The sequence below is a fragment of the Paenibacillus sp. FW126-R14 genome (assembly GCF_058789495.1).
On the sequence record NZ_JBYTBS010000001.1, the window covers coordinates 216,277 to 229,903 of the forward strand.

General features: G+C 49.6%; 10 protein-coding genes. 9 read left to right on the top strand and 1 reads right to left on the bottom strand.

Annotated elements, in window-relative coordinates; genetic code table 11:
* Positions 1-194: 194 nt before the first annotated feature.
* Positions 195-1,433, top strand: a complete 1,239-nt coding sequence (locus tag AC3WRW_RS00830) for a PTS sugar transporter subunit IIC (RefSeq protein WP_492544059.1) — start codon at positions 195-197, stop codon at positions 1,431-1,433.
* A gap of 40 nt (positions 1,434-1,473) precedes the next feature.
* Positions 1,474-3,744: a beta-glucosidase family protein gene (locus AC3WRW_RS00835; RefSeq protein WP_492544061.1), complete on the top strand. Its 2,271-nt coding sequence runs from the start codon at positions 1,474-1,476 to the stop codon at positions 3,742-3,744.
* Between the two features lie 291 nt (positions 3,745-4,035).
* Here the strand turns inward: AC3WRW_RS00835 and AC3WRW_RS00840 are convergent, their stop codons facing one another.
* Positions 4,036-6,129: an acyltransferase family protein gene (locus tag AC3WRW_RS00840; RefSeq protein ID WP_492544063.1), complete on the bottom strand. Its 2,094-nt coding sequence runs from the start codon at positions 6,127-6,129 to the stop codon at positions 4,036-4,038.
* 270 nt (positions 6,130-6,399) lie between these two features.
* Here AC3WRW_RS00840 and AC3WRW_RS00845 point away from each other — a divergent pair, with 270 nt between their 5' ends.
* From AC3WRW_RS00845 to AC3WRW_RS00875, 7 genes are all read left to right on the top strand, one after another.
* Positions 6,400-7,011 carry a TetR/AcrR family transcriptional regulator gene (locus AC3WRW_RS00845; protein ID WP_492544064.1) on the top strand — a complete coding sequence of 204 codons (612 nt, stop codon included), beginning with the start codon at positions 6,400-6,402 and terminating at the stop codon, positions 7,009-7,011.
* 175 nt (positions 7,012-7,186) lie between these two features.
* Entirely contained in the window at positions 7,187-8,644 is a 1,458-nt protein-coding gene (locus AC3WRW_RS00850; RefSeq protein ID WP_492544065.1) for a 4-hydroxyphenylacetate 3-hydroxylase family protein, read from the top strand.
* Positions 8,645-8,741: 97 nt separating this feature from the next.
* Positions 8,742-9,899: an FMNH2-dependent alkanesulfonate monooxygenase gene (gene ssuD, locus AC3WRW_RS00855; protein ID WP_492544275.1), complete on the top strand. Its 1,158-nt coding sequence runs from the start codon at positions 8,742-8,744 to the stop codon at positions 9,897-9,899.
* A 43-nt stretch (positions 9,900-9,942) separates the two neighbouring features.
* A complete protein-coding gene (locus AC3WRW_RS00860) occupies positions 9,943-11,226 on the top strand; it encodes an acyl-CoA dehydrogenase family protein (protein WP_492544066.1) in 1,284 nt (427 codons plus the stop codon).
* Between the two features lie 49 nt (positions 11,227-11,275).
* Positions 11,276-12,169 (top strand): MetQ/NlpA family ABC transporter substrate-binding protein, encoded by an 894-nt coding sequence (locus tag AC3WRW_RS00865; protein ID WP_492544067.1) that lies wholly within the window; start codon positions 11,276-11,278, stop codon positions 12,167-12,169.
* Between the two features lie 18 nt (positions 12,170-12,187).
* The gene (locus tag AC3WRW_RS00870; protein WP_492544069.1) at positions 12,188-12,958 is read left to right on the top strand and encodes a methionine ABC transporter ATP-binding protein; all 771 of its coding nucleotides are present in this window, start codon (positions 12,188-12,190) and stop codon (positions 12,956-12,958) included.
* Positions 12,951-13,616: a methionine ABC transporter permease gene (locus AC3WRW_RS00875; RefSeq protein WP_492544071.1), complete on the top strand. Its 666-nt coding sequence runs from the start codon at positions 12,951-12,953 to the stop codon at positions 13,614-13,616. The genes AC3WRW_RS00870 and AC3WRW_RS00875 overlap by 8 nt, the downstream gene beginning before the upstream one ends.
* Positions 13,617-13,627 lie beyond the last annotated feature (11 nt).

The window sequence follows — 13,627 nt, forward strand, 5'->3', positions numbered from 1 at the left end:
AGCACCCTTGCTCTTCAGCAGGGGTGTTATTTGCTGTTTAGCTCTATTTCTTTTATGGCAAAGCTAGGACAGGAACGTCGTTTCAACAAAAAAGAACCCTGATCTGCGCAAAGAAGAACAAGAAAGCGTTATCAAATCGAAGTATACTGTGTTTGTCGACGTTAACGAGAGACATACATTTGGAGGGAATTGATATGGATAGTCTGATGAAGTGGATGACAGAGCGGTTTGCCCCGCGTCTTGAAGCCTTTACCAAGAACGTATGGGTGGATTCAATTCAAGAAGCGATTATGGTTACGCTTCCGATGATTTTTATCGGCTCCTTAATTACGCTGGTATCTATTCTAAAGGAATATATTCCTGGCATGCCGGATTTGACGCCGATCACAACGTTCAGTTTCGGACTTCTAGGCATTTTCATTGCCTTTTTGACACCGTATATGGTCATGCAGAAAAAAGAACGCCACAAAATCAAGCTCATATCAGGGGCGACGGGACTTTCGCTGTACTTGATGCTGCTGAAGCCAACCTTTGGCGATGATGGTACCATCCAATTCGTGCTGGAACGGTTCGGTCCGTCAGGGATGATTACAGCCTTGCTTGTCGGAATTGCGGTTGCTGCCATTATGAATGCATTCAATAAGTTTTCCTGGTTCAAAAAAGATACGAAGCTGCCCGAGTTCATCGTCGATTGGTTCGACTTTCTCGTTCCTATTGCGCTGATTTTGACCTTGGGATGGATATTGATTTATCAGCTGCATTTCGATATTTTCGGCTTGATCGTCAGTGTCTTCAAACCCCTGAATGCGATTAGCCAAACGCTTATCGGATTCACCTTATTTAATATTGTAGGGGTCGTGCTCTATTCGTTCGGAGTTAGCCCATGGGTCATTACGCCTATTCTGTACTCGATCTGGATTCCGGCGATCGAAGAGAACGCGAAATTAGTCGCGCAAGGTATGGCTCCGGTGAACATTAATACGTTCGAAACCTTCTTCAGCGGCTGGCTTGGCGTAGGAGGGATGGGGGCAACACTGCCACTCGTCATCTGGTTTTTGTTTGCCAAGTCGACAAAGCTGAAGACGATTGGCAAAGCGACGATCGTTCCTTCGTTGTTCAATATTAATGAACCGGTCATTTACGGTGCGCCGATCGCGTTCAATCCGATTCTCATGATTCCGATGTGGATCAATGGCGTCATTACGCCGATTATCGTCTATCTCGCCCTGGATTGGGGACTGGCGGCAATCCCGAGTAAAGTGTTTCAGTTATGGTATACCCCAATTGGAATCTCGACTTACTTGATGTCGGGAGTAGGAGGACTTCTGCTGCTGGCCGTCGTGCTGCTTATTATGTTTGCCGTTTGGTTCCCGTTCTACAAAATTTACGATATGCAAGAGTTAAAGAAAGAACAGCAAGATCAGCTTCAGTAACAGCAGGATAAGGATGATGAGGAAAGAGGAGTTGGCTAACATGAAACAAACGACAGAGATGCTTCTGCAAGCATTAACGCTGGAGGAAAAAGCGGGCTTATGCGCAGGATTAAACATGTGGATGACAAAGGGTGTCGAGCGGTTGGGCATACCTCCGATCCATATGTACGACGGCACCAACGGTATTCGTAAAACAAATAGCGACGAAGAAATGGGGATCACAGGTGAAAATATGCCGGCAACCTGTTATCCGACGGGCTCGGCGATCGGTTCCTCTTGGAATACCGATCTGCTGCACGAGGTCGGCGTTGCGCTGGGCATCGAGGGCAAACAAATGGGCGTTGAGCTTTTGCTAGGTCCTGGGATTAATATGAAACGTACGCCGCTTGGGGGACGAAACTTTGAATATTATTCAGAGGACCCTTGTCTCAGCGGTGAGCTTGGAGCCGCGTTCGTAAATGGGCTGCAGAGCCAAGGGGTTGGCGCTTCAGTGAAGCATTTTGCCTGTAACAATCAGGAGTATGAGAAGCTCGTCACCAGCTCGGAGGTGGACGAGCGGACACTGCGGGAAATTTATTTGAGCGCCTTTGAACGAATTATTAAGAAGGCCAATCCTTGGACGATTATGTGCTCGTATAATCTGCTGAACGGTTCGTACACGAGTGAAAATGAGCACCTGCTCCATGACATTCTCCGCGAAGAGTGGGGATATGAGGGTGTGGTCCTATCCGATTGGACAGCGGTTAATGACCGGATCCGCGGTTTGAAAGCTGGATTGGATATCGAAATGCCGGGGCCTGCCCATTACCAGACGAAAGCCATTATCGAAGCAGTCGCAAGCGACAAGTTGAGCGAAGCTGAGCTTGACCGTGTCGTTTCCCGCATTCTGGAGCTGATTCGTAAAACAATGGATCCTGCGGATGTGTTGGAGAAACCAGAAATGGATTTCCATCGGCTTGCAAGAAAAGCGGCGGCAGAAAGCATCGTTTTGCTGAAAAACGATAATCAAATTTTGCCGATCCAACCGGAGAACATCTCGTCGATAGCTGTGATAGGCAGCTTTGCCAAACGGCCGAGAATGCAAGGCGCAGGGAGTGCCAAAGTTACCCCAACGCGGGTTGATGTACCGTGGGAGGAGATTCGTGAGCTTGCGGGGGATTCGATTGCACTTTCCTATGCTGACGGATATCCGCAGCATGATCAAGTAGACGATGCGTTGATTCAAGAAAGCGTTCGACTGGCGTCGCAAAGCGATATCGCGATTCTGTTCGTAGGTCAGCCGGAATATGCCGAATCGGAAATGCGCGATCTGGAAGGCATCCATCTGCCGCCGCATCAAGTGAAGTTGATTGAACAAGTATGCGCGGCTCAACCGCGATGCATCGTAGTGACGAGCAGCGGTACAGCGCTTGCTATGCGGCCTTGGGCGCAGCATGTTCCTGGCATTCTGCATTCTTGGCTCACAGGCCAGGGCGGAGGCAGAGCCATAGCTGAAATTTTGTTTGGCAAGGTGAATCCTTCAGGCAAGCTGTCGGAGAGCTTTCCTGTTAAGCTTTCCGACAATCCATCCCATAAGCGGATTCGCGGAGAGAACGGCAAGCTGTATTATCGCGAGGGCCTTTTTGTCGGGTATCGGTACTACGATAGTAAAGAGATTGCGCCGCAATTCCCATTCGGGCATGGCTTGTCCTATACGACCTTTGCCTATTCGGATTTGAAAGCTATACAGCAGGGAGAGCAGGTGTCCGTTACTTTGCGGTTGAAGAATACGGGGGGTATGCCAGGTAAAGAGGTTGTCCAGCTGTATGTGCATGATGAGGATTGCAAGTGGGTTCGTCCGGATAAGGAATTAAAAGCTTTCGTGAAGGTGGAGCTGCTGCCTGGGGAAACCAAGGAGATCAATTTCGTCCTCGAAGAACGGGATTTCGCTTATTATAACACCAAGTATAATAAGTGGGTCGCGGAAACCGGTTATTTTCAGCTCGTCATTGGCAGTTCGTCCCGAGATATTCGTATCAGAGAAAGAATACATTGCCAGTTCAAAAGCGAGGAAATGACGCTGCATAAATTTAGTTTGCTCAGCGATTGGCTCAGCGATTCGACCGCGAAATCGATTCTCTTGGACAATCTTACGGAGATGAACCGGCATGTGGTCGACAAAGTCGAGTTGACGGATGAGTTTGTCGGTTTCTGGAGCGACTTTCCGACGATTAAAGTGTTTCAAATGTTCGGCCAGAACTGGCTAACCGATCGTTCGCCGGATCAATTGATCGGGGAAATGATCCAAACGTTTGTAGGGATGCGAAAATAGTAGGCGAGGTAAGTTAACGGGAAAATCTCCCGCTAAATGGCTCGAATGATGACCTCGCAGGAATATTGTAAGGAAAAACTCCCGTTAATTTGACCGGAATCAGAGAATTCTCATGATATTGGTGCAAATAGAGGGAGTTTTTCCCACTAAATGGATCTGAAAGGCTTCTACAGTTAGATTAGAGGGAAATTTTTCCTCTATTTTGACTGCGAAAGTAAAATTGCACGAAGAGGGTATCCCATATAATCTGAGGCCCGCGCCTTTAATTTTCACTTATGGGAAGGCCTCTTTTTACTTATCATCCTTCTTTTTTATAGAAGTAACAGAATCAAGAATAAGCTTGGCGTACGCTTCAGCTCCTTTGGTTGTCAAGTGAACGCCATCGTTCGCAAACCAGTCCGGCTTGTCTTCGCTGGATGCATGCCAGTCGAGAAGTTTGACATTCGCATGCTTTTTGCTTGCGTCTGCCAAAGCATCATTTACGGTATCTTGCCATTTTCGGGGCACGCGTGTATTCATGAGAATAATCTTGCGGTCTTCCCCAATCGTATCGAGGAGCTCCTCAAGTTGATCCGGCTTAAAAGGTCCGTTCGTCCCAAGGTGAATAACGACAATTTCGCTTAATGTCTTATCGGCTTTGAATTGCTTGATCAAGTCTGGCGATTGCGACAGCTGCCGACCGACTTTCCCGTCTACGGCAATCCCATCAATCATTTTCTCTAAAGCTGGCGCCGCGCCCAGAATAACGGAATCCCCGATAGCTGTAACATGCTGGGTTAACGGAACCAATTGATGAGCGCCGGATGTGTTCGTCGGGGCGGCGGGCTTTTTCTCACTCTGTGTTATTTTATCCTGATTTGTTGTGCTTGGGGCAGGAGTTGGCAAAGCAGGTGAGCTTTCGGCTTCAGGTGCTGCTGTCGGGACAGGACCCGTCGATTCAGGCGGATTCTTGCCTTCAGGAGAAGATGTCGGGACAGGGCTTGTCAGCACAGGGCCAGGCAAATTCTTGCTTTTAGGAGAAGGCGTCGGAACAGCTTTTGTCACTTCAGGCGATGTATTAACGGCAGGAGAAGATGTCAGGACACTGCTCGTTAATTCAGGCATTGGAACGGAAGTCGAGGAAACCGCATCCGGGTTCGTCAGATTTTGCGTAGTGAATGCTACCTCTGTGCTGCTCCGGTCAAACAGGCCGGCAACGAGGATCAGCGCGAGAATGACAACCGGTACGAGTCCAAATAAGAATTTAAATTGAAACAAAGCTGCCATCTTCTTCCGTCGAAAGCCGGGAATTGTGGTCCAAATGTGCCAGTTGCCGCTTCGGAACGGATTTTCGATGAAGGAATAGGACAAAGCCGCAAATCCGATACTTAGTGCAATCTGCATGATTTGGAGCAAGTAACTTGGAGCCGTATTAGGATTAGCCGGACTAGTTAATACAATCACCGGATAGTGCCAAAGATAAATGGAGTAAGAACGTACGCCGATCCAGCGTAGAGGCTTCCAACTCAGTATTTTGCCAACAAAGCCAGTTGGGCTTGCCGCCGCTGCAATAACGAAAGCGGATGCTAATGAAAGTAGAAGCATACCACCGGTGTACAGCGATTGATCGTATTCTCCAGTCCGAAGGAACATGCAGATGATAACCAAAAGTCCAATTGCACCCGCAATATTGATCCATGAACGATTTTTACTAGGAGCGAGCAGTTTACGGCTTGGATATATAAAAGCAAGGGATGCACCGATCAAGAGCCCGAATGCTCTTGTATCCGTTCCGTAATATACCCGGCTAGGGTCAGTACCGGGTTCATATAAAAGCACCATCGAGATAAAAGAAAGGATGGCGCCGGTGAGGGTGAGTAAAACAAACTTACCGCGAGTTGGGCTAAAGAAACGACTCAAGCCAATGACAAGCAGAGGCCATAATAAATAAAATTGTTCTTCTATAGCAAGCGACCAAAGATGCCCGAGCGGAGAGGGGGGGCCGAAGCTCTCGAAATAGGAGACATGGTGAAAGATGTTATACCAGTTGCTTGTATAGGTTGCCGCCGACCAAATATCCCCCTGAATGGAAGTTAACCTCGAAGGATTCGTAATCGCCAGAAAGACGGCGACAGCAGCGATCATCGACAACATGGCAGGAAGCAATCTGCGAATACGGCGTATCCAAAACCTTTTCAGATCGATACGATGTTTGGTTTTGCGCTCCTCAATCAGCATATCCGTGATCAGGTAGCCGGAGAGTACAAAAAATACGCTCACCCCTAAGAATCCCCCTGAAGCCCACCCCCAGTTGAGATGATAGGCAATTACAGCAAGGACCGAGAGCGCCCTGATCCCATCCAATCCAGGCATATAGCGCAGATGATTGTGTTTGATTTCCTTCATGATGTTAGTTCCCCCAAAGTGTCAATTCCTAAAACAATATACTTAGACTCCGATCCGCTGCCAGCAGTTCAAAGTGAACATCGTTTTTTTTTATACACAATGGATTGCGCTTTTTATGCCAAACATTATAATTCCAATTGATTAACTATGAATTGTGATTTATGATTACATATAACAAATTCAAGAAGAGGAACATAATGCCAGAAAATGTCCGATATCGGACAAATCAGCCGAAAATGTCAAGTATTTGAATGTGAAAGGGAGATGAGTATGAATGTTTTACGATCAGACCGACGAGTTCATAAAACGAGACATCATATTACCAGTGCATTCTTGTCGCTTTGTGAAAAGAAGGAATTCGAAACCATCGTCGTGAGGGATATTACAGAGGCTGCGGACATTAGCCGGTCCACCTTTTATACCCATTTTCAAGACAAGTACGATTTGCTTGAACAAATCATGAAAGATAAGCTTGCCGAGCTGGTAAATGTATATGAAAGCAATAAATCGCAAATTTTGGGCTATGTACCGCATCAAGAAGTGCCTGATCCCTATTTCCTGCTGCTGTTCATGCATTTGTCCGAGCAGGCGCCGCATTACCGTGTTCTGTTGTTTCATTTGTCGGAATCACGGTTTGGAGAGCGCATGATTGAAGCTGTACAGCACACGATCGGCCAACGGGTGGACAACAATCGAATGGACCAGAAGCAGCCGGTTCCTTTGGATATTTTGCTGGAAAGCATGGCATCTTGGATCGTCGGAATTGTCATAACCTGGTTAAAACAAGGGATGATGTATTCCCCGAACTATATGGCGATTCAATTAAGCCGAATAGCTTCAATTGGCTTTTATCAGGCCATGAGCTTGAAAATGCACAATTAAACGATAACTGTTTGTTTTGTGGAAAGATACTGGTCAATAAGAGGGGATATGTCCGAAAAGCGTCATTTTATTCATTTTTGTTTGTTGACCCCGCTGCGCTGGACGGATATGATGTAGTCAATACCTGAGTTAATACATCGGAATTATCAAATTTAAAAATGGCGGGAGTGAGAGCTTGAGAGGCGAAAGGTTTATAAAGAGTTTGAATGATGGGAGGACGGTATGGCTGGGTGGCAATAAAGTCACTCAACTCGACACGCATCCAGCTTTTCGCGGAACCTTATTAACCATACGCAACCTATTCGATACGCTAGACGATCCCCAGCTTCGGGATCAGGTAGGCTATCGGATCAAGGGCAGGGAAGCTTACGCGCACAGTTCCTTCCTTGTTCCTTATACGCCGGAGCAGCTTGCAAGGAGAAGCCAATCCTTCGCCTTTTGGTCCAAGCAATGCAACGGCATGATGAGCAGGCTCTCGGATTACGCCCGTTCTTTCATCACCGGATGGTATGCTGCGCGCCACGAGCTTGATCGATTGGAGCCCGGCTTTGCGCAGAAAATTACAGCTTACTATGAAACGGCCAGAGACAACGATCTTTTTCTGACGACAGCTATCATTGATCCCCAAATTGACAGATCGAGCGGATTGGACGATAACCGAATCGCATCCCGCTTTCTGCATGTGGTGAAGGAGACGAGCGAAGGCATTGTCGTCAGAGGCGCCAAGATGATTGCGACTGGTGCGCCGTATACGCATGACTTTGTTATTTTCTCTTTTCTTAAATTGGAACAAGCCAATCGGAACCATGCGCATGTCTTAATCGTGCCGGCCAATTCCCCAGGCCTTCACATCGTTTGCCGGCAATCGTATGCGAGCGAGAAAGCGCACGATTATCCGCTGAGCGCAAGATATGACGAAATGGATGCCGTGCTGTTTTTCGACGATGTATTGATTCCTTGGGAACGCGTATTGATGTTCGGCGATGCACATAAGGTTATGACGCTTAGGGCGAATAAGACGGCAAATGCACTAGCTTTTCATCAAAATGTGGTGCGCTATGTTGCGAAGCTTGAATTTATTACCGGTGTCACGTTTGCTGTTGCAGAAGCTATCGGCGTAGGCGGGTTTCTCCACATTCAAGAAAAACTCGGCGAATTGTTAACGCAAATCGATACGATCAAAGCGCTGGTCATTGCTTCCGAGACGCAAGCTCAATATGATGAGCATGGCGTTTTGGTCCCTGAGCTGTCTTACATAAACACGGCCAGAAACATAGGGACGAAGTTTTATCCGCGTGCGGTTGAAATTTTACAGCAAATTGGCGGTGGCGGGTTTGTTCAAGTGCCTGCCAGTATCGAAGATTTCTATGGCACCATATCCGAATTAATGAGCGAGTATTTCGAGGGGGCGCAAGTCAGCGCCGAGAAAAAGGTGCAGTTGTTCAAACTCGCCTGGGATTTGGTGGGGAGCCCGCTCGGCTCCAGGCATGAGCTGTATGAGAGATTTTACGCCGGGGACCCTGTACGGGGATTTGCCAATCAATATTTGACCCACGATAAAGAAAGTTTGACCGCTCCGATTTGGAAGCTCATCAAAGAGTCCGCAAAGCGGGGAGCTGTAAACGGAAGCTAGATATGCTTAATGACTGTCAACCGGACACCCGGAGACCTTCTGCCTTATAGGGCTGATTAGGTCTCCTTTTTATTTACAAGAAAGGATGGATCGCATTATGGAAATTTTCTGGTTTATACCGACGCATGGAGACGGACGATACTTGGGTACGGGAGAGGGAGCTAGAGAGGTGGACTTGGACTATGCTACCCAAATTGCGAAAGCGGCTGACTCGCTTGGCTTCAGCGGCGTATTGCTGCCAACGGGAAGATCATGCGAGGACGCTTGGGTAACGGCTTCTGCGCTGATCCCGGCTACAAAGCGGCTAAAGTTCCTTGTCGCACTGCGGCCAGGGCTTATGTCGCCGACGTTATCGGCAAGGATGGCGGCCACTTTCGACAGATTGTCTCAAGGAAGATTGCTCATCAATATCGTAACAGGCGGAGATACGTCCGAGGCAAGAGGAGACGGACTTCTGCTCGATCACGATACGCGCTATGAGCTTACCGATGAGTATTTAACGATCTGGCGAAAGCTTATGCAGGGGAAGCAGGTCGACTTCGACGGATCTCATATCACGGTGGAAAATGCGAAAATTTTGTATCCGCCGGTTCAAACGCCTTATCCCCCGCTTTACTTCGGAGGCTCGTCGCCTGTCGCTCAACAAATCGCTGCGGATCATGTGGATGTTTACTTAACATGGGGAGAAACGCCTGGGCAAGTCAAAGAAAAAATAGAGACCGTCCGGGAACTCGCTGCAAAAAGCGGACGGAAAGTCCGCTTCGGAATACGGCTGCATGTCATCGTCCGGGAGACGGCGGATGAGGCTTGGGCCGCTGCAGACCGCCTCATTTCGAACTTGGATGACGCTACGATTGCCAAAGCGCAAGCGTCCTTCGCCAAAATGGATTCCGTCGGACAACGGAGGATGTCAGAGCTGCACGGGGGAGATCGCAGCAAGCTGGAGATCAGCCCGAATCTCTGGGCAGGCGTCGGCCTCGTCAGAGGGGGGGCAGGGACGGCATTGGTCGGCGATCCGGACACAATTGCGGAGCGGATGCTGGAGTACCGTGAGCTGGGCATCGAAACATTCATCATGTCTGGATATCCGCACTTGGAAGAAGCCTTCCGGGTCCAAGAATTGCTTTTCCCCAAGCTTCCGCTTAGCAACAGGGAGGCGCCGAAAGAGAAGTATGCATTCGTAAGTCCATTTGGCGAAATGGTGGCCAACGATATTTTGCCGAATGCCCATAACCGGTCGGTCGCATCCTCTTGAACGTGAAAGGGCACCGCACAGATCAGGATCAAGGAGGAGCAAAATGGGACATACCGAGGGAGTTTGGGGCTGCGGCCCATCGGACAACTATACGAGACTGGCCGAGCGATTCCGGCCGGCCTTTCAACGAATTCGCGAAGGAGCCGTTCATCGGGAGCTGAACCGTAAGCTTCTTCACCAAGAGATCGAATGGCTGCGGGAGTGCGGCTTCGGGACTCTCCGTATTTCGCAGGAGGAAGGCGGGTTCGGTGCCACGCTGCCCGAATTATTTGGACTGCTGATCGAATTGTCAGCAGCGGATTCCAATGTGACGCAAGCGCTGCGGATTCATTTCGGCTTCGTCGAAAGAATATTAAGCTTGCCATATGGAGAACGAAGGCGACGCTGGTTACAGCGCATCGCAGCCGGAGCGATCGTCGGGAATGCCTTGACGGAGACCGGGGAAAACAAGGTGGGAAGCTACGCTTCCACATTGTCCGGGACGGAGGAGCGGCTTCGTTTGAACGGCGTTAAATATTATTCCACGGGCACCATCTATGCCGATTGGATTGTCGTAAGCGCGACGGCTGGAGAAGACGACATCGTCTCAGCCCTCGTTCCGGCGGCGGCGGAAGGCGTCGACATTGTGGACGATTGGGCCGGCTTCGGCCAAACGCTGACGGGCAGCGGCACGACGAGGTTCGTCAATACGCCGGTGGAGCGAGAAGACGTATTCGAGCGCGAAACCTACACGAAATATGGCACTGCGTTTGCCCAAATGGTTCATCTTGCCACGCTGTCAGGCATAGCCAGGGCGGCCGCAAGAGATGTTGCCGAGGCGGTCGTCGAACGGCGGAGAACGTACTCGCACGCATCGGCCGCCCGGGCCGGCGAAGATCCTCAAGTGCTGCAGGTGGCCGGACGTGTACACAGTCAGGCGTACGCTGCAGGCGCGATCGTGCTGAAGGCGGCCGAGGCCGTGCAGCGGGCGTGCGACGCCCAGTTGTCGGAGGACGCCGGATACGCGGACAGAGCAAACGTCGAAGCGGAGGTGGAAGTGGCGCAAGCGCAGACCATTGTCGCGAGGCTGACACTTGAGGCTACGGCTGCCATTTTCGATGCGCTTGGCGCTTCGGCGACAGCCCGCTCGAAGGGGCTTGACCGCTATTGGCGGAATGCCAGGACCATCGCTTCGCATAACCCTTTGATCTATAAAGAGCGAATTGTCGGCGATTACGCAGTTAACGGTACGCGTCCGCCATTCGCTTGGCAAACAGGAGTAGGCATATCAATACATACCGACCAGACAACTGGGGACAACGACGCTCGGCTGGGGCCGTCGTCTTAGTCTCTTTTTTTAACATACAAATTTCAGATTAAAGGAGTGGTAAAAAAAGATGAAAAAACCAACCATACTCACCGCAATGTCCGTTATCCTTGCCCTCGTGTTCCTTCTTGCAGCTTGCTCCAAAGCGGACACGGCAAGCACTAACGGTGCCGCTCAGCCTGCGGCCAGTTCGAAAGCGGCTGCGACCGCTAATCCGGAAGACAAGGTGATTCATCATGTGATGAGCGATGCCGGGTTCAACGGGGAGATTGTCAAAATTTTAAAAGCGGAATTGGCCAAGGACGGCTACACGCTTGACCATGTGATCGTAAACGACATTGTCCAACCGAATAAAATCGTAAACGACGGCCAAGCGGACACGAATTCGTTTCAGCACGAGGCGTATTTCGATCAATTCGTAAAGGATCAGGGTCTCAAGAACATCTCGCGCGCTTTTTATACGACATTCACGCCTTCAGGCTTGTACTCGAAGAAATATAAATCTTTCAAAGAGGTTCCTGACGGCGCCCTCATCGGTATTCCCGTCGATCCGGCAAACAACGGACGCGCGCTTTTCATGCTTCGCGATCTGGGGCTCCTGAAATTGAAGGACGGCGTGGATGTCATCCATGCGACGCTGAAAGATATTACGGATAATCCTCATAAGTACAAATTTAAGGAAGTCGACCAATTGATGCTGCAGAGAACGCTTGACGACGTTGACGTAGGCTTCTTGTTTGCCGGAACTGCGGTTCAGATCGGTTATAAACCGAAACAGGACGCGCTGGCGTTGGAGACGGGAAAAGATTTGCCTTACAAAGGAATTGTGGCCGTGAATAACAAGCTGCTTGGCACACCTAAAGTCAAAGCGCTGCAAAAAGCTTATGAAAGTCAGGCTGTCAAAGATTTTTATAAGGAAAAATACGGAGACGCCATTGAAACATTGGAAAGTTTGAATAAATAACGAAGGGGAGGGCTTTCCGTGATTACCCTGCAAAATATAAGCAAAACGTTCGCAACTGCCGGAGGACCGCTGCATGCGGTATCCTCCGCTTCGCTGCAGATTGAGCAAGGCGATATTTACGGACTGATCGGCTTCAGCGGAGCGGGCAAATCCACGCTGCTGCGGACGATCAACCTGCTGGAGCGGCCGGACGAAGGCCGTGTCATCGTCGATGGCGAGGAATTGACGCAGCTTCCGCTGCGCGAGCTGCGGAAGAAACGGCTTTCGATCGGAATGATTTTTCAACATTTCAATTTGCTTAACAATCTAACTGTGTATGACAATGTGAGCTTCCCGCTTGAAATCGCCAAGATGCCAAAGGCCGAACGGCACAAACGCATCGAGAGCTGCCTCGAAATGGTCGGCTTATCCGACAAGGCCAAGGCGTACCCGGCCAAGCTGAGCGGAGGGCAGAAGCAGCGGGTCGCGATTGCACGGGCCCTTGCCAACAATCCGAAGATTCTGCTGTGCGACGAGCCGACTTCTTCCGTCGACCCGCAGACGACAGGCAGCATTTTGGCTGCATTGAAGGAAATTAACCGCAATCTGGGGATTACCATCGTCATCGTGACCCATGAGATGAACGTCGTGAAAGCAATTTGCAATAAAGTGGCGGTCATGGAGCATGGGGTCATTGTGGAGAAATTCGATTTGAGCGAGCCCAATATCGTGCCTCAATCCAATATCGCCCAGTATTTGTTCAATAACGAAATTTCACTGGAGAGAGAACTGGAGGCCCACTATGTTTGATAACATAGCCACTGCGTGGCCTGAACTTATTAAGGCGCTGCTGGAAACGCTATACATGCTTATATTGACAATTCCAATTGCCGTTGCCATCGGCACGCCGCTAGGGACGATTTTATTCCTGACACGGCCGGATTCTTTTCTCAAATGGCCTAAGTTTTATCTCATTCTGAATGGATTCGTCAATCTGGTTCGTTCGTTTCCGTTTCTTATCCTGATGATTGCCATTATTCCGTTCACCCGGCTTGTCGTCGGTACGGCGCTGGGCACAACAGCTGCCACTGTGCCGATGATCATCAATGCGGTACCGTATTTTGCCAGATTTATCGAGCAAATTTTGCTGGACGTCAATCGCGGTGTGGTTGAAGCGGCCGAATCGATGGGGGCCAATAAATTCCAGATCGTTTGGAAGGTGCTGTATACGGAAGCTCGATCCGGTATTGCGAACGCGGTTACGATTGTTACCGTAAGTTTCCTCTCCTATTCTACGGTTGCGGGACTAGTCGGAGGCGGGGGCATCGGCGACTTTGCCATCCGCTACGGCTATTACCGGTATCAAACCGATGTCATGTTCGTTACGATCGTCATTATGGTGCTGTTCGTGCAAGTTTTTCAATTCGCAGGGAATTACGTCGTACGCAAACTGGATAAAAGGCTGTAGCTGTAAGGAAG

Excerpts from the sequence above, each read along its gene's own strand:
- AC3WRW_RS00830 (WP_492544059.1), top strand. The coding sequence starts at position 195 with ATGGATAGTCTGATGAAGTGGATGACAGAGCGGTTTGCCCCGCGTCTT.
- AC3WRW_RS00835 (WP_492544061.1), top strand. The coding sequence starts at position 1,474 with ATGAAACAAACGACAGAGATGCTTCTGCAAGCATTAACGCTGGAGGAA.
- AC3WRW_RS00840 (WP_492544063.1), bottom strand. The coding sequence starts at position 6,129 with ATGAAGGAAATCAAACACAATCATCTGCGCTATATGCCTGGATTGGAT.
- AC3WRW_RS00845 (WP_492544064.1), top strand. The coding sequence starts at position 6,400 with ATGAATGTTTTACGATCAGACCGACGAGTTCATAAAACGAGACATCAT.
- ssuD (WP_492544275.1), top strand. The coding sequence starts at position 8,742 with ATGGAAATTTTCTGGTTTATACCGACGCATGGAGACGGACGATACTTG.
- AC3WRW_RS00860 (WP_492544066.1), top strand. The coding sequence starts at position 9,943 with ATGGGACATACCGAGGGAGTTTGGGGCTGCGGCCCATCGGACAACTAT.
- AC3WRW_RS00865 (WP_492544067.1), top strand. The coding sequence starts at position 11,276 with ATGAAAAAACCAACCATACTCACCGCAATGTCCGTTATCCTTGCCCTC.
- AC3WRW_RS00875 (WP_492544071.1), top strand. The coding sequence starts at position 12,951 with ATGTTTGATAACATAGCCACTGCGTGGCCTGAACTTATTAAGGCGCTG.